Below are 22,027 nucleotides of genomic sequence, written 5' to 3' on the forward strand. Positions count from 1 at the left end.
AAGATGCAATCAGGGAGCTGCAGCGGAACCGGCTCCGCCGGTCCGCCAGCAGCAGGGGGTTGGCGGCCACACGAAGTGGGCAAGCCTGGGGGTGTTCAAGGTTCAGTGGGGGTGTTCAAGGTATCGGCGGGCGAGGGAACTTCATCTCGCCCGGTTCGAGCACGAAGTCGTGCTGGAGGGTTGCTTTCAGGCCGTCCTGTTGAAGCTCGTAGCGACCGATCAGCTTGCGCGTCACGCCGAACACCGGATCGCTTTCGAGGTTCTCGTCGTCGTCCGCGAACACCTGGGTGATCAGCACCTTGTGGCCCGGTTTGCTGACCATGAAATGCAGGTGCGCCGGGCGATTCGGATGCCGCAGTTGCGCGCGCAGCAGTTCGCCGCAGGGCCCGTCGGTCGGCACCGGGTACCCGGCCGGCCGCACGCTGCGAAAGTGGAAGCGTCCCTCCGAGTCCGTCTTGAAACGGCCACGCAGGTTCATCTCATCCTGCTCCGCATCCTGGTTCTCGTAGAGGCCGACGGGGGAGGCCTGCCAGACGTCGACGGTGGCGCCGCCCACGGCCTTGCCGTCGGCGGTGCGCACGGTGCCCGATACCTCCAACGGAACGCCGCCCGGCGTCTCGGAGCGCGCGATGTCCTCGCCCGAGTCGCAAATGGGCGCGTTCGCGCGCCAGAAGGGGCCCAGCAGGGCAGCGGGCGATTCGCCTTGCGGGTCCTGGTTGTTGAGCAACGCGACCAGCGTCGAGACGCCGAGCAGGTCGGCTGCCAGCACGACCTCGTTCTTGGTCTCGCCGCTGGCCTGGCCGATCGCGACCAGGAAGCCGAGCGCGTGCTCGAACTCGTCCTCGGTCAGCTTCACTTCCTGAACGAAGGCATGGAGATGGCGGGTCAGCGCGGCGATCACGGTCCGAAGGCGCGGGTCGGGGGTGCGCTCCATGGCGTGGAGCGCCATCTGCAGCACGGAGTCGGGGGTGGTGACGATGTTCATGGGGCTTGGTGGTTTATGCAAACGTTTGCAAATTAAACTCCAGTTCGACCGGAACGTAAAATCCAGGTATCCCATTGCCCATTCTGGAAATCGGGTTAAAAGAAGCGAACTCGCCCGTTCAATCGTTTGCACTCATGAACCCTTCGGCAACTTCCACCGTCACGATCCGCGACGTCGCGCAGGCCGCGGGCGTGCATGTGTCGACGGTGTCGCGCGCGCTCAATCCCGCCAAGCGCGGGCTCATCAGCGTGGAGGTGCTGCGCGTGGTCGAAGAGGCGGCGCTGAAGCTCGGCTACCGGCCCAACCGCGCGGCGTCGGCGTTGCGCACTGGGCGTACGCACACCATCGGCGTGCTCGTGCCGGACATCACCAACCCGGTCTTTCCGCCCATCCTGCAAGGCATCGAGGCGAGTGCTGCGGCGCGCGGCTATTTCGTCTTCGTGACCAACGTGGTCGACCACGCGCTGGCCCGCCCGATCGTCGAGCGCATGCTGGCGCAGCGCGTCGATGGCCTCGTCATGGCGACGGCCACGCGCGACGATCCGCTCGTCGACTACATCGCCAAGGCCGGCATGCATGCCGTGCTCGTGAACCGCGCCGACGAGACGGGGCGCCTGCCCGCCGTCGTGAGTGATGACCGCCTCGCGATGAAGCTCGCCGTCGACCACCTCGTGTCGACGGGGCATCGCCGGATCGGCCACCTCGCCGGGCCCCAGAACATTCCGACGGGCGTGGGCCGTCGCCAAGGCGTGGAACAGGCTCTGCGCGATCGCGGCCTCGAAATGGCCTGCGTCGTCGAGTGCGAAAGCTACAGCCGCGAAGCGGGCCGCGTGGCGATGAAGCAGTTGCTCTCCGCTCCATCGATGCCCGACGCCGTGGTGTGCTGCAACGATCTCGTGGCGCTGGGCGCGTACGACGCGCTTCGCGAGCAAGGCATCCGCGTGCCGAGGGACATCTCGATCACCGGCCACAACGACATGCCGCTGGTCGACATGGTGAATCCGCCGCTCACGACGATCCGCCTGCCGCACCGCGAACTGGGCTGGCGTGCGGCGGAGATGCTCTTCGACGAAATCGAAGGCAAGGCGCTGTCAGCCTCGACGGTGGTGCTGCGGCCGGAGCTCATCGTTCGCGAATCGACACGCGACCTCGCGGGCGGCGCCTGATCAGCGCGGCTTCTGAAAACCGCCTTCGATCCATGCCTCGGCGCTCGCGGCGCTCAGCCTGAAGTCCGGCCGCACGCGCGCCTCGCCGACCGCATCGCCGGATTCATCGTGCGCCCGGAGCACCGCATGCGGATTGTCTTCGTCGGGCACGATCTGCAGGGACACGCGAATGCGCTCCGAGCCTATGCCTACGTTCACGCTCTTGTTGAGTCGCGCGTGCAATTGCTGCTCGTGCCGGCGCAGCACTTCGGACGCAGTCTTCACCAGCGTGTGAAACGCCGGGGCGTCCAGCGGCTTGGGGTTCTTCTTGTCGCGACCCATGGTCCAGGGGCCGACCAGCGCGGGCTCGGGATCACCGTGGCGCGTCATCGAGACGGCCCAGCCGTCGTCGTCCTCGTTCTTGATGACCCTCGCGGTCCAGAGTTCGTCGCTCCAGAGGGTGGCTTCCTGTATCGGGGCGGCAGTGTCTGCAATGTCTGTCATGGTGGGCGCGTTCGCGCGGTTCAGAAAATGGAAAGGCCGGTGCGCGCGACGAAGAGTTCGAGGGCCTTCATGCCGAGCAGCGAGTTGCCCGTCGCATCGAGCGCCGGCGACCAGACGCACAGCGCGAGCTGGTCCGGCACCACGGCAACGATGCCGCCGCCCACCCCGCTCTTGCAGGGCAGTCCGACAGAGAAGGCGACGTCGCCAGCGGCGTCGTAGGTGCCGCAAGTCAGCATCAGCGCGTTGATGCGGTGCGTGTGTCGCTCGGTCGTGATCTCGGGGTCGCCGTCGAAGGGATGGGCGCCGTCGCGGCACAGGAAGGTGGCCGCCCTTGCGAGTTGCACGCAGCTCATACGGATGGCGCACTGGTGGAAGTACATGTCGAGCACTTCGGCGACGGTGTTGTCGATCTTGCCGAAGCTCTTCATGAAGTTGGCCAGCGCCACGTTGCGGAAGCCGGTCGCGGCTTCGGACGCGGCAACCTCGTCGTCGAAGCCGATCGGCTCGCCGCACAGGCTGCTCATGAAGGCGAGAAGGTCGGGCTTGGCATGGCCCCGGCTCACGAGCCGGTCGGCCACCGCGATCGCACCCGCATTGATGAAGGGGTTGCGCGGCTTGCCCTGCTCGTTCTCCAACTGCACGAGCGAGTTGAACGGGTTGCCCGAGGGCTCGCGGTTGATCCGCTCCCACAGCGCATCCCCCATGCAGCGCATGGCGAGTGTGAGCGTGAAGAGCTTGGAGATGCTCTGGATCGAGAAAGGCGTCGCCGCGTCGCCCGCGGAGGCTTCCACGCCCTCGCGCGTCCGCAGCGCGATGCCGAATTGTTCGACCGGAACGCGCGCCAGCGCCGGGATGTAGCACGCGACCGCGCCGCCGGCGCCCAGTTGGGCGCGCATTTCGGCATTGATCTCGTCGAGGATGGGTTGAAAGTTCATGACCTCAAGGCCGGCCGCCGGTTCACCAGCACGATGCCGAGCGCCACACCGGTCAGCGCCAGCACGAGTTGCAGCGTCAGCGACTCGGACAGTAGCACCACGCCGAACACCAGCGCAAACAGCGGCGTGAGAAAGGTGAACGACGAAATGCGCGTGGCCGGGTAGTGCCGCAGCAACCACATCCAGGCCAGGTAGCTCGCGAAGGCGCCGATGGCGGTCTGCAGCGCGATCGAGAACCACGCGTAGGTCGAATAGGAAAAGCCCCAGCGCTCGCCGAGCAGAAGCGAGAGCACCGGCGACACCGCCGCGGTGACTGCGATTTGATAGAAGAGCGTCTTCTCGGCGCTCGCCGTGGCGAGCTTCGTGGTGCGGATCGCCATCGTCGTGAGCCCCCACAGCACGCCCCCAGCCAGTGCGAGCGCATCGCCGTGCAACTGGCTCGACGTGCTGTGCCCGAAGCTTTCGCTGAAGGCCAGCACCACGCCCGCGAAGGCGATTGCCAGCCCGACCCACTGCAGGCCGTGCAGCCGTTCCGACGGCACGATGCGCGGCAGGAGCAACGCGACCACGAAGGGCGCGGTGTAGAGAAACACCGTGAGTCGCGAGGCCGAGGTGTGCTGCAGCCCGATGTAGATGCAGACGAATTCGCCTGCGAAGAGCGCTCCCGCCAGCAGCCCGCCAGGCAGTGTGCCGTCGCGCTCGAAGAGCGGCACCCCACGCCACCTGCACCACAGCCACAACAACACGACCGCGCCCGTCATGCGGATCGACGCCTGCCACAGCGGCGGCACTTCGGTGACGGTTGTCTTGATGAGGATCTGCTGCAGCCCCCAGAAGGCACAACAAGCGATCAAGAGGGTGGTGGCGCGGCTGTCGAGGTGTTCCTTGCGATCGATCATTCTTTGTCTTGTTCTGGATTTGAAGCGGGGAGAGTCAGGGAGCGGCCAGTGGATAGGGCGGCTTGTCGTGCGTGCCGATCGTGAGGTCCGGCACCACGGTCTCGACGTCGGGCATCGCCTTCGCCGCTTGTTCGAGCCGCCGCGCCAGCTCACGCGTTGGCACGCAGCCTTGCAGGTAGATCCAGCGCCGCTGCACCGTCACCCACACGCTGCTGCGTCGTACACCCGGCACGGCTTCAAGCGTCTTGCGCACTTCGGGTGCGATCGCCTTGTCGTAGCGGTAGGCGTTGCTGTCCTTGCAGCGGCCGGCGAGCCAGCAGCTCGTGCCTCGTTCGAGCCGGCTGTGCATCTGCGAGCGCGCCTCCGATGCCGTGTAGAGCGGACCGAGCGGCACCGGGCATGTCTTCAGGCCCGATGAAACCTGGAAGAAGGGATCGTCGAAGAAGTTGGTCCGGGCATCGCCTTCGGCGCCGTGGGCCGTCAGGGCGACGCTCGCGCCCGCGACCAGCAGCACAGCCAGAGATGGCGCGCGCGCGAACATCCGGCGACAACTCACCGGACTCTTCAAAGCGGATGCTCGGTATAGAAGCGTCCGCCGTGAAAAAGCAATGGCGAGGCGCCGGGACTGTGCGAGCAACGTTCCACTTCCCCGACGAAGATCACGTGGTCGCCTTCGTCATAACGACTGCGATTGAAGCATTCGAAGCTCGCGGCCGAGCCCACCAGCACCGGCGCGCCGCCGACGCCTTCGGTGTAGGCGACATCGGCCCAGCGATCGACGTCCTTCGTCGCAAAACGCTCTGCCAGGTTCTTCTGGCTGGCCGCGAGGATGTTGATCGCGTAGTGCGACCCGGTGCTGAGCGCGGCCATCGATGCCGCACTGCGCGCAAGGCTCCACAGCACCAGCGGCGGATCGAGCGAGACGGAGTTGAATGAATTGGCCGTGAGGCCGACCAGTGCACCGTTGCCGGAGCGCGCGGTGACGATCGTCACGCCGGTCGCGAACATGCCGAGGGCTGCGCGGAACTCGTCAGTCGAGAAGGAAGGCGGTTGCGCCTGGGCGGGTGCGGTCACGGGGAAGCGGCGAAAGTGAGGGTCTATTCTGGCTGATATCAAGCTCGCCCCCAGGCTTGCCCACTTCGTGTGGCCGCCCACCCCCGACCGGGGGCAATACCTGCGGCCCTGCGGAGCCGGGTCCGCGGTATTCCTGGACTCCCGATCTAGCCGAAGAACCAGTAACCGACTGCGATCGCGGCCAACACGCCCGCCAGCTCGGCGAGCAGCGCGCAGCCTACCGCGTGCCGTGCCCGCTGGATGCCGACCGCACCGAAGTACACGGCCAGCACATAGAAAGTGGTCTCGGTGCTGCCCTGGATGACTGCGGCCACCAGCGCCGGAAAGCTGTCGACGCCATGGGTCTTCATGGTCTCGATCAGCATCGCGCGTGCTGCGCTGCCAGAAAAAGGCTTGACCAGCGCGGTCGGCAATGCATCGACGAAGCGCGTATCCCAGCCGGTCAGCGACACCAGCCAGCGGATGCCTTCGAGTGCGAGATCGAGCGCGCCCGAGGCGCGCAACACGCCCACGGCACAGAGCATGGCAACGAGGTAGGGCAGCAGGTTCTTCGCGACGTCGAAGCCTTCTTTCGCACCTTCGACGAAGCACTCGTAGACCTTCACGCGCCGTATCGCGCCCACCAGCAGGAAGGCCACGATCAGGCCGAACAGCGTGAGGTTGCCGAGCAGCGAAGAGAGCGATGCCAGCGCCGCCGCCGACAACGTGGCCAGCAGCGCCATGAAGCCGCCGAGCAGCAGCGCGCCGGGCAGGAGATACGCGAGCACGACCGGGTCCCACAGCTTCAGCCGCTGCATGAAGGCGACCGACAGCAGGCCTACCAGTGTCGACGCGCTGGTCGCCAGCAGGATCGGCAAGAACACCATCGTCGGATCGGCGGCGCCCAACTGCGCGCGGTACATGAAGATCGTGACCGGCAGCAGCGTCAGCGATGACGCGTTGAGCACCAGGAACAGGATCTGCGCGTTGCTGGCTGTCGTCGGGTTCGGATTCAGCGTCTGCAGTTCGCGCATCGCCTTCAGGCCGATCGGCGTCGCCGCGTTGTCCAGACCCAGCGCGTTCGCCGCGAAATTCAGCGTGATGAGGCCGAGCGCCGGATGGCCCACGGGCACCTCGGGCATCAGCCGGCGAAACAATGGACCGAGCAGTCGCGCCAATCGATCGACAATGCCCGCCGCTTCGGCAATGCGCAGGAAGCCGAGCCACAGCGTGAGCGTGCCGAAGAGCAGCACCATCACTTCGACGGAGAGCCTGGCCATCGCGAACAGGCTCTCGACCACGGTGGCGAACACGGTGGCGTCGCCGCCGATGAGCCAGCGCCCGAGCGCAGCCACCGCTGCCGTTAGAAAGAAGCCAAGCCACAGACCGTTGAGCACGCGAATCCCTTGCTGCGAATGCGCGCCGATCATAGGGTGAGCGTCGCGCGTCCCCGCTCGCAGGCTACATTCGCCGCCATGAATTTCACCCGAAGGGAACTGAACCGCGCGGCGCTGTGGCTGGCGCTGGGCAACTGGGCCGCACCGTTGCGCGCACAAACGCAGCCGGCGCCGCGATGGGCATCGAACCCGTTCACGCTCGGCGTCGCGAGCGGCCAGCCGCGACCGGACAGCATCGTGCTGTGGACCCGCCTTGCGCCGGCCGACGACGAAGAGAGGGCTCGCATGGCGAAGACGACGTGCACCGTGCGTTACGAGATCTGTTCCGACGCGGCCTTGCGCCGACCTGTCGCCCGAGGCGAAGTGGTGACCGACGCATCGCGGGCTTTCAGCGTGCACGTCGACGCGCGGGGCCTCCAGCCGCAACGCGACTACTGGTATCGCTTCACGTCCGGCAACGCGGTGAGCCCTGTCGGCCGTGCGCGCACCGCGCCGGCGGTCGACGCGGATGTGCGGCGACTGCGATTCGCACTGGCCTCCTGCCAGCACTACGAGCAGGGCTACTTCAAGTCGCACGGAGAAATCGCCGGTCGCGACCTGGACTTCGTGCTGTTCGTCGGCGACTACATCTACGAAGGCAGCAGCCCCAACTATGAAATCCGCAAGCACGGCACGCGCACGCCGTACACGCTGAACGCCTATCGCGAGCGCCACGCCCTCTACAAGGGCGACGCCGACTTGCAGGCCGCGCATGCGGCGCATCCATGGATCCTGACCTGGGACGATCACGAAGTCGTCAACGACTATGCCGGCGACCGTGAACCGGCGCGCGACGATCCCGAGCGATTCCTGCGTCGCCGCGCCGCGGCCTACCAGGCCTACTTCGAGCACATGCCGCTGCGAGTGCCGCCGCAGGGCAGCGCGATGCGCATCTATGATCGCTGCGCCTGGGGGCGCCTGGCCGAACTCTGGACGCTCGACTGCCGGCAATATCGGAGCCGTCACGCCTGTCCCGATGCGGAGCGGGATGCGGGCCGGTCGCTCGTCGGCTGCGCCGAACTGGCGGATCGCACCCGCACGATGCTCGGCGCCGAACAGGAACGCTGGCTGGGGCAGGGTCTCGCAGCTTCGACGGCGCGATGGAAGCTGCTCGGCCAGTCCTCGCAGATCAGTGCGTCCGGCTTCGAAACGCCCGAGGGGCGCAAGGTCTGGACCGATGGGTGGGACGGCTATCCCGAGGCGCGCCGGCGTCTGATCGAGGGCGCCCACAAGACGGGCGTTGGCAACCTGGTGGCGTTTGGTGGCGATGTGCACCGGCACGTTGCGGCGGACCTTCGCGTCGTGCCGAACGACCCCACCTCACCGATCGTCGCGAGCGAATTCGTGGGCGGCTCCGTGACTTCGAAAGGCGCCAGCATGGCTGCCATGGCGCGCATGCGGCGGGACAACCCCGACGTGGCCCATGCGCGGGGCGACCAGCGCGGCCATGCGTTCATCGAGGTCACGCCGCAAGCATTGGAGTGCGAGTTCCGGGCGACCGCTCACCCCGTGTTGGCCGATGCCTCGTTCTTTTCGCAAGCCCGCTTCGCGGTCGAGGCGGGTCGCGCGGGCGTTCAGTCGGCGTGAAGCATTTGCTGCGTGCGCCGAACCTCTCGGTCCGCATCGTCTGATCAGAGGCGGGCTTCGGCCCGCCCGATGCCCGGAAACTCGACGACGACCGTGTCGCCCTTGCTGACCGGCAGCACGCCCACCCATGAGCCCGTGGTGACCACCGTTCCGGCCGGCATGGTGGCGCCGTCCCTCGTCACGTGGCGAAGCCAGATCGGCAGCAGCCAGGCGGGATCACGCAGCGAATGGGTGCCGGTCCGCACATCGAGTGCCCGGTCGGCGATGCGTGTCTCGCAGCGTTCCGTCATCCAGTCGCGCGCGGCATAGGGCACCCATTCGCCCAGCACCAGCGCGCCGTGCGATTGCTGGTCCGCGAGGCGAAGCAGGGCGGTGGCCTTTGCCGGGTCCTTCCAGCGCGAATCCACGATCTCGATCGAGACCGTCATGGCATCGATCAACGCCGCCGCCGTCTCCGGAGTGAGCGAAGCGGCGCGCTCCGGCGTCACGGCTTCGCCGAGCCGCAGCGCGATCTCGGACTCGATGCCGGGCGCATTGAAATGCATGTCGCTGTAGTTGGCGGGGCTGCTGCGCACGCCGGGTGGCGGCAGCGGCGCGTGCGTCAGCACGGCCTCGCGCGAAGGTCCGCCGGACTTCCAGTGACCGGGCTCCTTCGTTTCAAACCAACCCATCGCTCCCGCCACGCGGTCCTGCACACCGTAGGCCTGCTCGGCATCGCCCACGCTGTCCTTCCATGCCGCCGCATCCATTGCGCGGCCTTCGCGCCATGCCGATGCCAGTGCTGCAGCCAGGCCGGTCATGCGTCGACCTTCACCTTGCCGTCCTTGACGACGCGGGCCCATTTGTCGATCTCGCTCGAGATGAACTTGGCGAACTTGTCGCGCGAACCGCCGCCGTCCTCTGCGCCGTAGGTGTCGAGCCGTTCCTGCACATCGGGCATCGCCAGCACCGTGTTGACGTCGCGATTGATCTTGTCGGCGATGCCGGCCGGCAGCTTGCCGGGGCCGGCGAGCCCGTACCAGGTGGTGGCCTCGAACCCGTCGAAGCCTTGCTCCTGCATCGTCGGAATACCCGGATGGCCCTTGGCGCGCTTGAGCCGAGTCTGCGCCACGCCGATGACCTTGCCGCTCTTCACGTGCGGCGTCGCGGCGGTCATCGTCTCGAAGCTGTACTGGATCTGGCTGCCCATCAGGTCGGCGAGCAGCGGTCCGCTGCCCTTGTAGGGCACATGCATTGCATCGACCTTGGCCTGCAGCTTGAACATCTCCAGCGCCAGGTGCTGTGCCGAACCGGATCCGGCCGAGCCGAAGCTGACCTTGCCCGGTTCCGCGCCGCACAGCGCGACGATGTCCTTCACGGTGACGGCTTTCTGCGTGGGGCTCGCGATCAGCAGATTGGGTGTCACGCCGACCAGCACGATGGGCACGAAGTCGCGCTCGACGTTGTAGCGCAGCTTGGGCTGGAGGCTGGGCGCGAGGGCATGGCTGTTGATGTGCGCCATCAGCAGCGTGCTGCCGTCGGCGGGCTGGGTCGCCACGTACTCGGCTGCCAGCACGCCGGCGACGCCGCCCTTGTTCTCGACGATGACCGTCTGGTTCCACATCACGGACAGCTTCTGCGCGACCACGCGGGCCAGCGCGTCGGTGCCGCCGCCCGGCGGAAAGCCGACCACGATGCGCACGGGGCCCGAAGGCCAGTCCTCCGCGAACACGCTGGGCGCCGCGAGGGTGGCCGCCGCCGCGCCCGCGGCCTGGATGAAGGATCGACGTTGCATGGTGTCTCCGTTGTGTCTTGAATGCGTTGTCGGCGCTCAGGCGGCCTTCTGCAGGGCGGCCTGCGCCGCATGCCCGGCGAAGTAATCCATCGTGGCCTGCACGCCGCTGCCGGCAAGCTTCACGCCGGAGAGCTTCAGCCCCATCTCGACACCCGCGACCATGGCGACGAGCGTCAGGTCATTGCTGTCGCCGAGGTGGCCCATGCGGAACATGCGTCCCTTGAGCTTGCCCAGCCCGGTGCCGAGCGACAGGTCGAAGCGCTGATGGATGAGGCGGCGCACCGCATCCGCGTCGACGCCCTCCGGCGTGATCACGCCGGTGAGCACCGGCGAGTAGACGGCCGGATCGGCGCACTGGATCGGCAGGCCCCATGCATTCACCGCGGCGCGCACGCCGGCAGCCCAGCGCTGGTGGCGCGCGAAGACGTTGTCCAGGCCTTCGCCGAGGATCATGTCCAGCGCCTCCGAGAGGCCGTAGAGCAGGTTGGTGTTGGGCGTGTAGGGCCAGTAGCCGTCCTTGTTCATCTCGACGATCTCGTCCCAGGCCCAAAACGAGCGCGGCAGTTTCGCGCTCTTCATGGCTTCGAGCGCACGCGGCGAGATGGCGTTGAAGCTGATGCCCGGCGGCAGCATCAGGCCCTTCTGCGAACCGCTGATGGTGACGTCCACGCCCCATTCGTCATGACGGAAGTCGGCGCTCGCGAGGCCCGAGATGCTGTCGACCATCAGCAGCGCCGGGTGGCCCGCCGCATCGATGGCGCGGCGCACCGAGGCGATGTCGGAAGTGACGCCGGTCGAGGTCTCGTTGTGCACCACGCACACGGCCTTGATCTTCTTCTCCGTGTCCTTGCGCAGGCGCGCCTCGATCAGGTCGGCCTGCACGCCGCGGCGCCAGCCCGCCGCGTTCGGAAGGTGTTCGTCCGTGCCACCGTAGGCGAGGAATTCGGTCGAGATGCCCAGCCGCGTCGCCATCTTCTGCCACAGCGACGCGAAATGGCCGGTCTCGAACATCAGCACGTGGTCGCCCGGGCTCAGCGTGTTCGACAGCGCGGCTTCCCACGCGCCGGTGCCCGAGGCCGGGTAAATGATGACGGGATGCTGCGTCTTGAAGATCTGGCGGATGCCCGCCAGTACCTGTCGGCCCAGGGCGCCGAATTCCGGACCGCGATGGTCGATGGTGGGCAGGCTCATCGCGCGCAGGATGCGGTCGGGCACCGGGCTCGGACCTGGGATCTGCAGGAAGTGCCTGCCGGTGGGGTGGGAGTCGAGTTGAAGCATGTGGCCGTCCTTTCGCGGGCAGTTTTGCATTCAAAACACAAAAATGCATGCTGGTTATCCACTACGCCAAGGGATTGAGGCGGTCGAAATTTGCATTCAAAATGCAGCTGAAGGAATTTGAACCATGGCGGAAGTGATCGAGATCTCGCGGCTCGCGCTGCATGACCAGGTGGCATCGCGGCTGCGGACCATGCTCATCGAAGGCCATATCGCGCCCGGGGCCAAGCTCAACGAGCGCGAGCTGTGCGAGCAGTTGCGCGTCTCGCGCACGCCGCTGCGCGAAGCCATCAAGCTGCTGGCGGCGGAAGGACTGGTCGACCTGCTGCCCAATCGCGGCGCGGTGGCGGTCAAGCTGACCGAGGCCGACGTGGTCAACACCTTCGAGCTGCTGTCGATGCTCGAGGCGATGTCCGGCGAGCTGGCGGCGCAACGCATCACCGACGCAGAACTGGCCGAGCTTCGTGCGCTGCACTACGAAATGATGGCCTGCTTTTCACGGCGCGACTTGTCCGGCTACTACCGCATCAATGCGCGCATCCACGCGGCGATCAATGAGGCGGCCAAGAATCCGGTGCTGGCGAGCACCTACCGCTCCACCAACGCCCGCGTGCAGTCGCTGCGCTTTCGCACCAACCAGAACGAGACCAAGTGGGCGGATGCAGTCGCCGAACACGAACGAATGATCGAGGCGCTGAGCGCGCGCGATCCCGCCGCGATGCGCCAGGTACTGATCGAGCACCTGAACCGCAAGCGCGACACCGTGCTGGAGCTCCTGCGCGCAGGCGAAATCTATCCACGGTCCAACGCGGCCAAGAGCTGAACACCCCATGCGCATCGAGCCCGCGAGCCATCTCCAGCCAGCCGGTACCGTCCTGCCTCCCAACGAAACCTGCGAGGCGCTGGCCAGACGCCTGGCGGCGGAGACGCAAGGCGAGGTGCTGTTCGACGACGCATCGCGCGGCCGCTATGCGACCGATGCGTCCATCTACCAGATCATGCCGGTCGGCGTGCTGGTGCCCAAGACCGAGCGCGACATCGCGACGGCCATCGACGTGGCGCGCGACCTCAAGGTGCCGGTGCTGGCGCGCGGCGGCGGGACCAGCCAGTGCGGCCAGACGACAGGCGCGGCCCTGGTGATCGACAACAGCAAGCACTTCCGGCGCGTGCTGGACCTCGACGTCGATCGCCGCACCGTCATTGTGGAGCCGGGCATCGTGCTCGATCACCTGAATGCGCAGCTCAAGCCGCACGGGCTCTGGTATCCGGTCGACGTGTCCACCAGCGCACAGGCCACGCTGGGCGGCATGGCGGGCAACAACTCCTGCGGCTCGCGCTCCATCGCCTACGGCAACATGGTGCACAACGTCGCGGGGGCCAGCGCGTGGTTGTCCGATGGAGAGCTGGTGGAGTTCGGCCCGGTCTCGAACCTGGGCGCACGGGCGAGCGACATCGCGCTGCATGTCCGGCAACTGGTGCTCCAGCACCGCAGCCAGATCCACGCGAACTGGCCCAAGGTTCTGCGCCGGGTCGCGGGCTACAACCTCGACATCTTCGACAACCAGAGCGAGAAGCCCTACACCAAGGACGGCAGCGTCAACCTCGCGCACCTGCTGATCGGCGCCGAAGGCACTCTGGCCTACACGCGCAGCCTGACGCTCAAGCTTGCCGAACTGCCGCGCTCGAAGGTGCTGGGCATCGTCAATTTCCCGACCTTCCACGCGGCGATGGATTCGGCGCAGCACATCGTGAAGCTCGGGCCCACGGCGGTCGAGCTGGTCGACCGCACGATGATCGAGCTGAGCCTTGCGAACCCCGCCTTCAGGCCCACCGTCGAGACCGCGCTGATCGGCAAGCCCGCGGCCATCCTGCTGGTCGAGTTCTCGGGCAGCGACAAGGCATCGTTGCTGCCGAAGCTGAAGGATCTGGTGGACCTGATGGGCGAACTCGGCCTGCCGGGCAGCGTGGTCGAGATGCGCGACGACGCGCCGCAGAAGAACCTCTGGGAAGTCCGCAAGGCGGGGCTCAACATCATGATGAGCCTCAAGGGCGACGGCAAGCCGGTGAGCTTCATCGAGGACTGCGCGGTGCCGCTGGAGCATCTGGCCGAATACACCGACGGTCTGACCGAGGTGTTCGCCAGGTACGGCAGCCGTGGCACCTGGTACGCGCACGCCTCGGTGGGGACGTTGCACGTGCGGCCCATCCTGGACATGCGCACGGACGGCGCTTCCAAGATGCGCGCCATCGCGGAAGAAGCGAGCGCGCTGGTGCGCAAGTACAAGGGCGCCTTCAGCGGCGAGCACGGCGATGGGCTGTGCCGCGGTGAATGGATCGAGTGGCAGTTCGGTCCGGCCATCAACGAAGCGTTCCGCTCGATCAAGCAGAAGCTCGACCCGATCAATCTCTTCAATCCCGGCAAGATCATCGATCCGCCGAAGATGGACGACGGCGCCCTGTTCCGCTTTGCGCCGGCGACCGCACCGAAGCCGTATAAGCGCATCCCGCTCACGCCAGTGCTCGACTGGTCCGCATGGAATGTGCAGGCCGACCCCGTGACGGAAGTGACCACGGCCCCGGGCACCGGCGGCGACGTCACGGGCGGCTTCGCCAAGGCCGTCGAGATGTGCAACAACAACGGCCACTGCCGCAAGTTCGACGCCGGCACGATGTGCCCGAGCTACCGCGTGACGCGCGACGAGCAGCACCTGACGCGCGGCCGCGCCAACACGCTGCGCCTCGCGGTCTCGGGCCAGCTCGGGCCCGACGCCTTCACCAGCGAAGCGATGCACGACACGATGGACCTGTGCGTCGGCTGCAAGGGCTGCAAGCGCGACTGCCCGACGGGCGTCGACATGGCGAAGATGAAGATCGAGTTCCTCGCCCACTACAAGAAGAAGCACGGGCACACGCTCAAGGACAAGCTGATCGCCCGGCTGCCGGACTATGCCCATGCGGCGAGCCGCATGCCCTGGCTGCTGAACCTGCGCAATACGGTGCCCGGCGCACGCTGGCTTGGCGAAAAGGTGCTGGGGCTTTCCGCGAAACGCTCGCTGCCCGCGTGGCGCAGCGACACCTTCTGGCGCGCGAACGATGCATCGATGTTCGCGAGCCGCGAACAGGCAATCGCCGCCGCGCGGGAAGGGCAGAAGGTGGCGGTGCTCTTCGTCGACACTTTCAACGGCACCTTCGAGAGCGAGAACGCCCTGGCTGCCGCGCGCGTGCTCAAGGCCGCAGGCTATGTACTGCACACGGTGCAAAAGGACGGTGGCCATCATTGCTGCGGTCGCACCTACCTGGCCAACGGCATGGTGGACGAAGCCAAGGCCAAGGCGGGCGCGCTGATCGACGCGCTGCTGCCGCTGGCCGATGCCGGCATCGCGATCGTCGGCCTCGAACCGTCGTGCCTGCTCACATTGCGTGACGAAACGCTGGTCATGGGGCTGGGGGCCAAGGCGCGGACGGTCGCCGGTCACGCGTTGCTCTTCGAGGAATTCATCGCGCGCGAAATGAAGGCTGGCTGCTTCCAGTTGGCGCTCAAGCCGGTCGACAAGCCGATCCTGCTGCACGGCCACTGCCACCAGAAGGCCTTCGGCGCCGTGAGCCCAATCCTCGACGTGCTCAAGCTGATTCCGGGCGCCAAGCCGGAATTGATCGAGAGTTCATGCTGCGGGATGGCGGGCAGCTTTGGCTACGAGGCCTCGCATTACGAGGTTTCGATGCAGATGGCCGAAGCCAGCCTGCTGCCCGCCGTGCGCAAGAACCCTGACGCGATCGTGGTGGCCGACGGCACGAGCTGCCGCCACCAGATTGCCGACGGCGCGCAGCGCGAAGCCGTCCATGTGGCGCGGCTGCTCGACGCGCAGCTCGCCTGATACGTTCGGCGGGCTCTACGAGACGTCGATGAGCAGGTCGGGCCGGAAGTTTTCCTGTTCGCCCTTGCCCACGTAGCCCAGCGGATTCGCGACGACGCGACAACCGTCCTTCACGTAGTCGAACTGGCAATGCAGGTGCCCGTGCAGCCAGAGGTCGGCCTGGGGCAGCAGTTCGTCGAGGGAATTGCAGAAGCCTGCGGTGCCGGGACTCAAACCGTAGCGCGGATCGGCGCTCGCGAGGGTCGGGGCGAAATGGGTGATCGCCACCGTGGTACCGTCGAACTCTTGGGCGAGTGCGTTGCGTAGCCAGGCCTGGCACGTCAGTGAGTGCTCTCTCATCTCTTCCGCCAGGAAGATCTGTCCAGCGCGAAGGGTGGCCGCCTTGTGCAAATAGAAGTTGGCAGCGCGCATCGCCTTGCCACGCTTCTTGAGCGCCTCCGACAGGCTGTCGGTCCGTTCGACCAGCGCGTCGAAGTCGGCCCAGAGCGTGGTGCCGATGAAGCGCACGCCATCGATGACACGGGTCTCGCGTTCGAGCCAGCCGATGTCGAGCGCGTCGCATGTTTCGCGCAGCCGGGTGTGGATCTCGTCGAAATCCGCGTTGTCGTATTCGTGGTTGCCCGGGATGTACAGCACAGGGGTCGGCCAGCCGCGCCGAGGGGAAAAGCGCGCCAGGCCGAAATCGGGCTCGGTCAGGCTGGAGCCGGTCTGGTACGAGCCGATATCGCCGGCGAGTACCAGCAGGTCGGCGCCCGGGGCCGGCGCGATCTGAAGATGCGGATGGACTTCGATGTGGAGGTCCGAGAGCAGCTGGAGCTTCATGGATGCAGTCTAGGTGATGGGGTTATGCGGTTTGCGCATGATGTTCGCCTTGGGATATTGGGGAAAACCCTTAATCTAGGTTCATCTTCAATACAGGCGCGCGCCAAGGCCGCGCAACATCATGTTCAGCTTGATCGCCCAAGTGGCCCGTTTTCTTCGTCCCGTTCGTGAAGCCAGCCCGTCCAGCCACGCCGCCGTGCTGATGGAAAGCGCCGGCCGCCGGGCCGGCGTGGATGCCCACCAGGCCCAGGAACTGCGCGTCGCCGCGAGCGCGTGGCTGAGCGTCGTTCGCTGACCCTGTGCTTCTCGTTCACCGTTCCGGCGTCGCCAGCTCCTCGGGCGCCAGCGCGAAGGCAGCGGAAGCCGATCGCAACAGCGCCTGACGCAGCCATTCGTGCGCGCGGCCATGCTGTGCGCGCCGGTGCCATACGGCATCCACGTGCACCATGGGCTGGTCGAAGGGCAGTTCGCGCAGAACCAATTGTTCGTCGATGCCGGTCACGCGCACAAAATGCCGCGGCAGGACGGTCAGCAGGTCGGAGTTGGCCACCACCCGGCCGGCCGTGAAGAACTGGTTCACAGTGACCACGATTCGCCGCTCGCGCCCCATCGCACCCAGCGTCTGGTCGATGAATCCATAGGGGCGGCCCGAAAAGCTCACCAGCAAGTGGCGCGCCCCACAGTAGTTGTCGAGCGTCAGTGGCTGCGCCGCCAGCGGATGGTTTCGGCGCATCACGCAGACGTACTCCCCGACATACAGCCTCTGCGTCTCGAAAGCCACGCCGACGCCCGACTGTCCACGGGCTGCGAGGCTCGCGATCACCGCCGGAAAGTACCCGATCGCCATGTCGACTTCCTCGTTTTCCAGCATGCGCCGAGGATCCCGCGTGGTCAGCGGCAGCACGCGCAAGGAGACGGCCCGGGCTTCCCGTTCGATGATCTCCACCAATCCCGGCATGAGTTCGGCCGCGGTGGCATCCGCCATGGCGAGCAGGAAGTTCGTGTCCGAGGTGCCCGCGTCGAATTCGCCGGGCGCCAGCGTGTGTTGCAACTGCCTCAGCGCATCCCGAACGGTCGGCCACAGCGCCAGCGCGCGCGGTGTCGGCTCGACACCGGCACCCGCGCGGTGCACCAGTTCGTCACCCAGGACTTCACGCAAGCGCCGCAGCGCATTGCTGACGGCCGGCTGCGTGAGGGAGAGATTCCGCGCGGCGCGCGTCAGGTTGCGCTCGGCCATCACCTCGTCGAAGACGCGAAGCAGGTTGAGGTCGAGCGTTCGAAAGTTGACGTCCATTGATATCGTGAATGATAAACATCAAGAAGATAAAGTGGCAGAACACTAGGGTATCCCCTAATATCCTCCCATCGGCTTCGGCCCTTCGTTCTTTAGGAGGAACGCATCATGACCAGCTTCGTACACGTTGATACCCCCGCAACCCACCCCGGCGTCGTTCGCGCCGAGGCAGTGATCCAGCGCATCCGCAGCGCGCGCCGCGGCTTTGACGGCGCGCGTGGCCTGGCAGCCTTCCTTTTGGCCGCGATCGTCGCTTCCCTTCTCGTCGTCGCCGACAGGTTGATGGCCACCTCGGAAGAGGGTGGCTTGTTGGTGGCCTGGGTCGTGCTCTGGGGCGTGGCTTTCGTGGCCATCGCGCTCTTTGCCGGCACCGCACGCTCCCTGGCAGCCCGCGTCGTCGGCTCCGCCCGTGGCGCCGCTTGCCGCCGCGCCGCAGCACGGGCCGACGAGGAATTCATGGCCTACGCCAAGCATGACCCTCGCATCCTGCGCGACCTGCAAGCCATCGCCACCCGCCAGGAAGCCGCCGAGGACGTCGTGGCGTCCGTCGACCTCAAGACGCAAGCCCTGGAACGCGTCGCCAAGCGCGCCGACAATGTCCGCGCCCCGACGCTCCACGAAGCGATGCGCCGCGTAAATCTCGGCCAGTACTACTGAACCCACCCGCCCGCTCCGGCAGGCTAAAAAGCAAAAAGCCCCGCATCGCGGGGCTTTTTCGTTGGTGAAACACCGCGGAACCGGCTCAGCCGGGCCGCTGGTGTTGCCCCCGGTCAGGGGGTAGGCGAAGCGACACGAAGTGCGCGCAGCCTGGGGGCGAGCTCAAGCCATCAAGCGCTGCTCGATCGCCGCTTTGGTGGCCGGCAACTCCTTCGGCAGGTGGTGCGCGAGTTGCTGGAACAGTTCCGCGTGCAGTTTCAGTTCGGCCAGCCAGGCCGCCTTGTCGATGCTGGTGACGGTCTTGAACTGCTCGGCGCTGAAATCCAGGCCCGTCCAGTTCAAGTCCTCGTAACGGGGGCTGACGCCGAACACGTGCTCGCTGCCGTCGGCCTTCTGCTCGATGCGGTCGATCATCCACTTCAGCACGCGCATGTTCTCGCCATAGCCTGGCCAGACGAACTTGCCGTCGTCGCCCTTGCGGAACCAGTTGGTCGTGTAGATCTTCGGCAGGCGCGCGCCCGAGGCCTCGAGCTTCTTGCCCAGGTCCAGCCAGTGCTGGAAGTAGTCGCTCATGTTGTAGCCGGCGAAAGGCAGCATCGCGAACGGGTCGCGCCGCACCACGCCTTGCTGGCCAGCGGCGGCAGCGGTCGTTTCGGAGCCCATCGTGGCGGCCATGTAGACGCCCTCGACCCAGTCGCGGGCCTCGGTCACGAGCGGCACCGTGGTCGAGCGCCGGCCGCCGAAGATGAAGGCGTCGATCGCGACACCCTTCGGGTCGTCCCAGGCGTCATCGAGGGCCGGGTTGTTGATGGCGGCGACGGTGAAGCGCGCATTCGGGTGTGCCGCCTTGGCGCCGGTTTCCTTGGCGATAGCGGGCGTCCAGTCCTTGCCCTGCCAGTCGATCGCATGCGCCGGGGCCTCGCTCATGCCTTCCCACCAGACGTCGCCGTCATCGGTCAGCGCAACATTGGTGAAGATCACGTCGCGGTCGAGACTGGCCATGCAGTTCGGATTGGTCTGCATGTTGGTGCCGGGCGCGACGCCGAAGTAGCCGGCCTCGGGGTTGATGGCGTGCAGCTTGCCGTCTGCACCAGGCTTGATCCAGGCGATGTCGTCGCCGATGGTCGTCACCTTCCAGCCGTCGAAGCCGGCCGGCGGGATCAGCATCGCGAAGTTGGTCTTGCCGCAGGCGCTCGGGAAGGCGGCCGCCACGTGGTACTTCTTGCCTTGGGGATTGGTCACGCCGAGGATCAGCATGTGTTCGGCAAGCCAGCCCTCGTCGCGGCCCATGTTCGATGCGATGCGCAGCGCGAAGCACTTCTTGCCGAGCAACGCATTGCCGCCGTACCCCGAGCCGTAGCTCCAGATCTCGCGCGTCTCGGGGTAGTGGACGATGTACTTCGTCTTGTTGCAGGGCCAGGCCACGTCCTTCTTGCCGGCTTCGAGTGGCGCACCCACGGTATGCACGCAGGGCACGAAGTCGCCATCGTCGCCGAGCACGTCGTACACCGCCTTGCCCATGCGGGTCATGATCTTCATGTTGACCACGACATAGGGGCTGTCGGACAGCTCGATGCCGATGTGCGCGATCGGCGAGCCCAGCGGACCCATGCTGAAGGGCACGACATACATCGTGCGACCCTTCATGCAGCCATCGAACAGCGGCTGCAGCGTGGCGCGCATCTCCGCCGGGGCCATCCAGTTGTTGGTGGGGCCGGCGTCCTCCTTGTTGGCGGAGCAGATGAAAGTGCGGTCCTCGACACGTGCGACGTCGCTCGGATCGGAGGTCGCGAGGAAGGAGTTGGGCCGCTTGGCCGGATTGAGCTTCTTGAAGGTGCCGGCGTCGACCATCAGTTGGCACAGGCGGTCGTATTCCTCGGTACTGCCGTCGCACCAGTAGACCTTTTCGGGCTTGCACAGCGCGGCCATGTCGGCCACCCAGGCGATCAGCTTCGCGTTCTTGACGTAGGAGGGTGCCTGCATGGCAAGACCCTTCAGCGGTGCGTTCATCGTCTATCTCCTAAGTTGAAAATCGTCTTTTCGAACGGGACTCGGTGCCTGGGTTTGGCGAGATCCGTTGGAAAAAACGCTTCTGTCTCGGGAGAGCCGCCTGGATGGCAGCCTGCACGGACCGGAAATCGGGGGCCGGCGGCAGTGCCGGCCCGCACAGGCCTGGGCGCTTCGAGCGACAGCGAGGGCACGGAGTGCCCGACGCCGCGGCCCAGGTTCAGGCCACGTAGATGGCGATTGATGCCAGGAGAAGCATCAGCACCCCGCCAGCCAAAGGCAGCACGAGGGGCATCAGGTGGACGATCGACTCGACCGCGTCTTTTTCGACGGCGGCGGCCTGGCCAGGCTCGACAGGGGTGGGGTTGGACATTGGTGTTCCTTGCGTTCTCAAGACTGAAGCCATTTTACCGACGGGTCCCGGCACCCCGGTGTAGGGGGTTGCCCAGACCTCCTGATCCACCTCAACGCTGCTCGACGGCCTCGAAACCCGCCCCGCGGAGGGCGTCCAGCACGGCCGACAGGTGCTCGCGGCCGCGCGTCTGCAGCACCAGTTCGATGTCGACGTTCTGGGCCGCCAGCATTGTGAACGCGCGCTGGTGGTGCACTTCGTCGATGTTGGCGCCTGCTTCCGCTACCGTGGCCGTGATGTGGGCCAGCGAACCCGGGACGTCGCGGGCGCTGACCCGCACGCGCGCCAGCCGCCCGGCCCGTACCATCCCCCGCTCGATGATGGCCGCCAGCAGCAGCGGATCGATGTTTCCGCCCGACAGCACCAGGCCCACGCGCTTGCCCCGGAAACGCTCCGGATGCCGGATCAGTGCGGCGAGCCCGGCGGCGCCGGCGCCTTCGACCAGTGTCTTCTCGATTTCCAGCAGCATCAGGACCGCCTGCTCGATGTCGCCCTCGTCGACCAGCAGCAGGTCGTCGACCTGGCTAGCGATGATTTCTCGCGTCAGGACGCCCGGGGTGCCCACGGCGATGCCCTCGGCGATCGTGCTGGCGCCCTGTGGGTGATGTGTGCCCTGGACGGCGTTCACCATCGCTGGAAAACGCGTGGTCTGGACGCCGACGATCTCGATGCCCGGCCTGCGCGCACGCGCGGCGATGGCCATCCCGCTGATGAGGCCCCCGCCGCCGACCGACACCACCAGCGCGTCGAGCTCGGGCTGCACGTCCAGCATTTCGAGCGCCACCGTTCCCTGTCCGGCAATGATCGCTTCGTCGTCGTAGGGGTGGACGAAAGTCAGGCCTTCGCGCTCCGCCAGCGCCAGGGCGTGGGCGCGCGCGGCGTCGAGCGTGTCGCCGTGCAGCACGACTTCGGCACCGAAACCACGGGTCCGCTCGATCTTCACGCCGGGCGTGAAGCGCGGCATGACGATCAGTGCGCGCAGCCCGAGGCGCTGCGCGTGGTACGCCACGCCCTGGGCGTGATTGCCCGCTGACATGGCAATCACGCCACGCGTCCCGCCTTCCGAGAGATCGACCAGCTTGTTACAGGCGCCGCGCTCCTTGAACGACGCCGTGAACTGCAGATTCTCGAACTTGAGGAACACCTGCGCCCCGACGATTTCGGACAGCGTGCGTGATTCGACGCAGGGCGTGTCGAGTATCTGGCCTTGCAGGCGACTCGCGGCGCGTTCAATGTCTTCGATTCCCACCATCCCCGGAATTGTGGCGCCTGAAGTGCAACTTCGGCGCTGTTACCCTTCACGAGGCTTCCACAAGGCAAAACTCTGCGCTATGGTCGCGCTCAGATTCAGTTTCACCTCAATGGGG

At 66.5% G+C, this 22,027-nt stretch carries 21 protein-coding genes; 6 read left to right on the plus strand and 15 right to left on the minus strand.

Features of this window, described 5'->3' with window-relative positions; translation table 11 throughout:
• Positions 1-115 precede the first annotated feature (115 nt).
• A complete protein-coding gene (locus AC1D3B_RS14975; protein ID WP_478191453.1) occupies positions 116-985 on the minus strand; it encodes a dioxygenase family protein in 870 nt (289 codons plus the stop codon).
• A gap of 134 nt (positions 986-1,119) precedes the next feature.
• Here AC1D3B_RS14975 and AC1D3B_RS14980 point away from each other — a divergent pair, with 134 nt between their 5' ends.
• Positions 1,120-2,151 (plus strand): LacI family DNA-binding transcriptional regulator, encoded by a 1,032-nt coding sequence (locus AC1D3B_RS14980; protein ID WP_478191454.1) that lies wholly within the window; start codon positions 1,120-1,122, stop codon positions 2,149-2,151.
• Here AC1D3B_RS14980 and AC1D3B_RS14985 read toward each other — a convergent pair whose 3' ends face one another.
• The 6 genes from AC1D3B_RS14985 to AC1D3B_RS15010 form a co-directional block, all read right to left on the minus strand.
• A complete protein-coding gene (locus tag AC1D3B_RS14985; RefSeq protein ID WP_478191455.1) occupies positions 2,152-2,634 on the minus strand; it encodes a hypothetical protein in 483 nt (160 codons plus the stop codon).
• Between the two features lie 20 nt (positions 2,635-2,654).
• On the minus strand, positions 2,655-3,569 hold the full coding sequence (locus tag AC1D3B_RS14990; RefSeq protein ID WP_478191456.1) for a glutaminase: 915 nt from the start codon (positions 3,567-3,569) through the stop codon (positions 2,655-2,657).
• Positions 3,566-4,468 carry a DMT family transporter gene (locus tag AC1D3B_RS14995; RefSeq protein ID WP_478191457.1) on the minus strand — a complete coding sequence of 301 codons (903 nt, stop codon included), beginning with the start codon at positions 4,466-4,468 and terminating at the stop codon, positions 3,566-3,568. The genes AC1D3B_RS14990 and AC1D3B_RS14995 overlap by 4 nt, the downstream gene beginning before the upstream one ends.
• Before the next feature lie 34 nt (positions 4,469-4,502).
• On the minus strand, positions 4,503-5,024 hold the full coding sequence (locus tag AC1D3B_RS15000; protein ID WP_478191458.1) for a BON domain-containing protein: 522 nt from the start codon (positions 5,022-5,024) through the stop codon (positions 4,503-4,505).
• 8 nt (positions 5,025-5,032) lie between these two features.
• Positions 5,033-5,476, minus strand: coding sequence for a flavin reductase family protein (locus AC1D3B_RS15005; protein WP_478191600.1), 444 nt, complete (start codon positions 5,474-5,476; stop codon positions 5,033-5,035).
• Positions 5,477-5,688: 212 nt separating this feature from the next.
• Positions 5,689-6,918: a nucleoside recognition domain-containing protein gene (locus tag AC1D3B_RS15010; protein ID WP_478191601.1), complete on the minus strand. Its 1,230-nt coding sequence runs from the start codon at positions 6,916-6,918 to the stop codon at positions 5,689-5,691.
• 78 nt (positions 6,919-6,996) lie between these two features.
• Here AC1D3B_RS15010 and AC1D3B_RS15015 point away from each other — a divergent pair, with 78 nt between their 5' ends.
• The gene (locus AC1D3B_RS15015; protein WP_478191459.1) at positions 6,997-8,544 is read left to right on the plus strand and encodes an alkaline phosphatase D family protein; all 1,548 of its coding nucleotides are present in this window, start codon (positions 6,997-6,999) and stop codon (positions 8,542-8,544) included.
• Between the two features lie 44 nt (positions 8,545-8,588).
• On the opposite strand, the gene AC1D3B_RS15020 is transcribed toward AC1D3B_RS15015, so the two are convergent.
• The 3 genes from AC1D3B_RS15020 to AC1D3B_RS15030 are packed head-to-tail and all read right to left on the minus strand — an operon-like array spanning position 8,589 to position 11,596.
• Positions 8,589-9,344, minus strand: coding sequence for a fumarylacetoacetate hydrolase family protein (locus AC1D3B_RS15020; protein WP_478191460.1), 756 nt, complete (start codon positions 9,342-9,344; stop codon positions 8,589-8,591).
• Positions 9,341-10,318, minus strand: a complete 978-nt coding sequence (locus AC1D3B_RS15025; protein WP_478191461.1) for a Bug family tripartite tricarboxylate transporter substrate binding protein — start codon at positions 10,316-10,318, stop codon at positions 9,341-9,343. The genes AC1D3B_RS15020 and AC1D3B_RS15025 overlap by 4 nt, the downstream gene beginning before the upstream one ends.
• A gap of 36 nt (positions 10,319-10,354) precedes the next feature.
• Complete coding sequence (locus AC1D3B_RS15030; protein ID WP_478191462.1) at positions 10,355-11,596, minus strand: pyridoxal-phosphate-dependent aminotransferase family protein; 1,242 nt, start codon at positions 11,594-11,596, stop codon at positions 10,355-10,357.
• Between the two features lie 124 nt (positions 11,597-11,720).
• Here AC1D3B_RS15030 and AC1D3B_RS15035 point away from each other — a divergent pair, with 124 nt between their 5' ends.
• Both AC1D3B_RS15035 and AC1D3B_RS15040 read left to right on the plus strand, forming a co-directional pair.
• Complete coding sequence (locus tag AC1D3B_RS15035) at positions 11,721-12,416, plus strand: GntR family transcriptional regulator (RefSeq protein WP_478191463.1); 696 nt, start codon at positions 11,721-11,723, stop codon at positions 12,414-12,416.
• A gap of 7 nt (positions 12,417-12,423) precedes the next feature.
• Positions 12,424-15,468 carry an FAD-binding and (Fe-S)-binding domain-containing protein gene (locus AC1D3B_RS15040; RefSeq protein ID WP_478191464.1) on the plus strand — a complete coding sequence of 1,015 codons (3,045 nt, stop codon included), beginning with the start codon at positions 12,424-12,426 and terminating at the stop codon, positions 15,466-15,468.
• A gap of 15 nt (positions 15,469-15,483) precedes the next feature.
• On the opposite strand, the gene AC1D3B_RS15045 is transcribed toward AC1D3B_RS15040, so the two are convergent.
• The gene (locus tag AC1D3B_RS15045) at positions 15,484-16,290 is read right to left on the minus strand and encodes a metallophosphoesterase (protein WP_478191465.1); all 807 of its coding nucleotides are present in this window, start codon (positions 16,288-16,290) and stop codon (positions 15,484-15,486) included.
• A gap of 121 nt (positions 16,291-16,411) precedes the next feature.
• Between AC1D3B_RS15045 and AC1D3B_RS15050 the strand changes: the two genes are divergently transcribed.
• The gene (locus tag AC1D3B_RS15050; RefSeq protein ID WP_478191466.1) at positions 16,412-16,585 is read left to right on the plus strand and encodes a hypothetical protein; all 174 of its coding nucleotides are present in this window, start codon (positions 16,412-16,414) and stop codon (positions 16,583-16,585) included.
• Between the two features lie 15 nt (positions 16,586-16,600).
• Here the strand turns inward: AC1D3B_RS15050 and AC1D3B_RS15055 are convergent, their stop codons facing one another.
• Positions 16,601-17,584, minus strand: coding sequence for a LysR family transcriptional regulator (locus AC1D3B_RS15055; protein ID WP_478191467.1), 984 nt, complete (start codon positions 17,582-17,584; stop codon positions 16,601-16,603).
• 108 nt (positions 17,585-17,692) lie between these two features.
• Here AC1D3B_RS15055 and AC1D3B_RS15060 point away from each other — a divergent pair, with 108 nt between their 5' ends.
• A complete protein-coding gene (locus AC1D3B_RS15060) occupies positions 17,693-18,241 on the plus strand; it encodes a hypothetical protein (RefSeq protein ID WP_478191468.1) in 549 nt (182 codons plus the stop codon).
• Positions 18,242-18,403: 162 nt separating this feature from the next.
• On the opposite strand, the gene AC1D3B_RS15065 is transcribed toward AC1D3B_RS15060, so the two are convergent.
• The 3 genes from AC1D3B_RS15065 to AC1D3B_RS15075 form a co-directional block, all read right to left on the minus strand.
• A complete protein-coding gene (locus AC1D3B_RS15065) occupies positions 18,404-20,251 on the minus strand; it encodes a phosphoenolpyruvate carboxykinase (GTP) (protein WP_478191469.1) in 1,848 nt (615 codons plus the stop codon).
• A 217-nt stretch (positions 20,252-20,468) separates the two neighbouring features.
• The gene (locus AC1D3B_RS15070) at positions 20,469-20,621 is read right to left on the minus strand and encodes a hypothetical protein (protein ID WP_478191470.1); all 153 of its coding nucleotides are present in this window, start codon (positions 20,619-20,621) and stop codon (positions 20,469-20,471) included.
• A 91-nt stretch (positions 20,622-20,712) separates the two neighbouring features.
• Positions 20,713-21,912 carry a threonine ammonia-lyase gene (locus AC1D3B_RS15075; RefSeq protein WP_478191471.1) on the minus strand — a complete coding sequence of 400 codons (1,200 nt, stop codon included), beginning with the start codon at positions 21,910-21,912 and terminating at the stop codon, positions 20,713-20,715.
• Between the last annotated feature and the right edge of the window lie 115 nt (positions 21,913-22,027).

This window comes from Variovorax sp. P5_A3 (assembly GCF_056400665.1).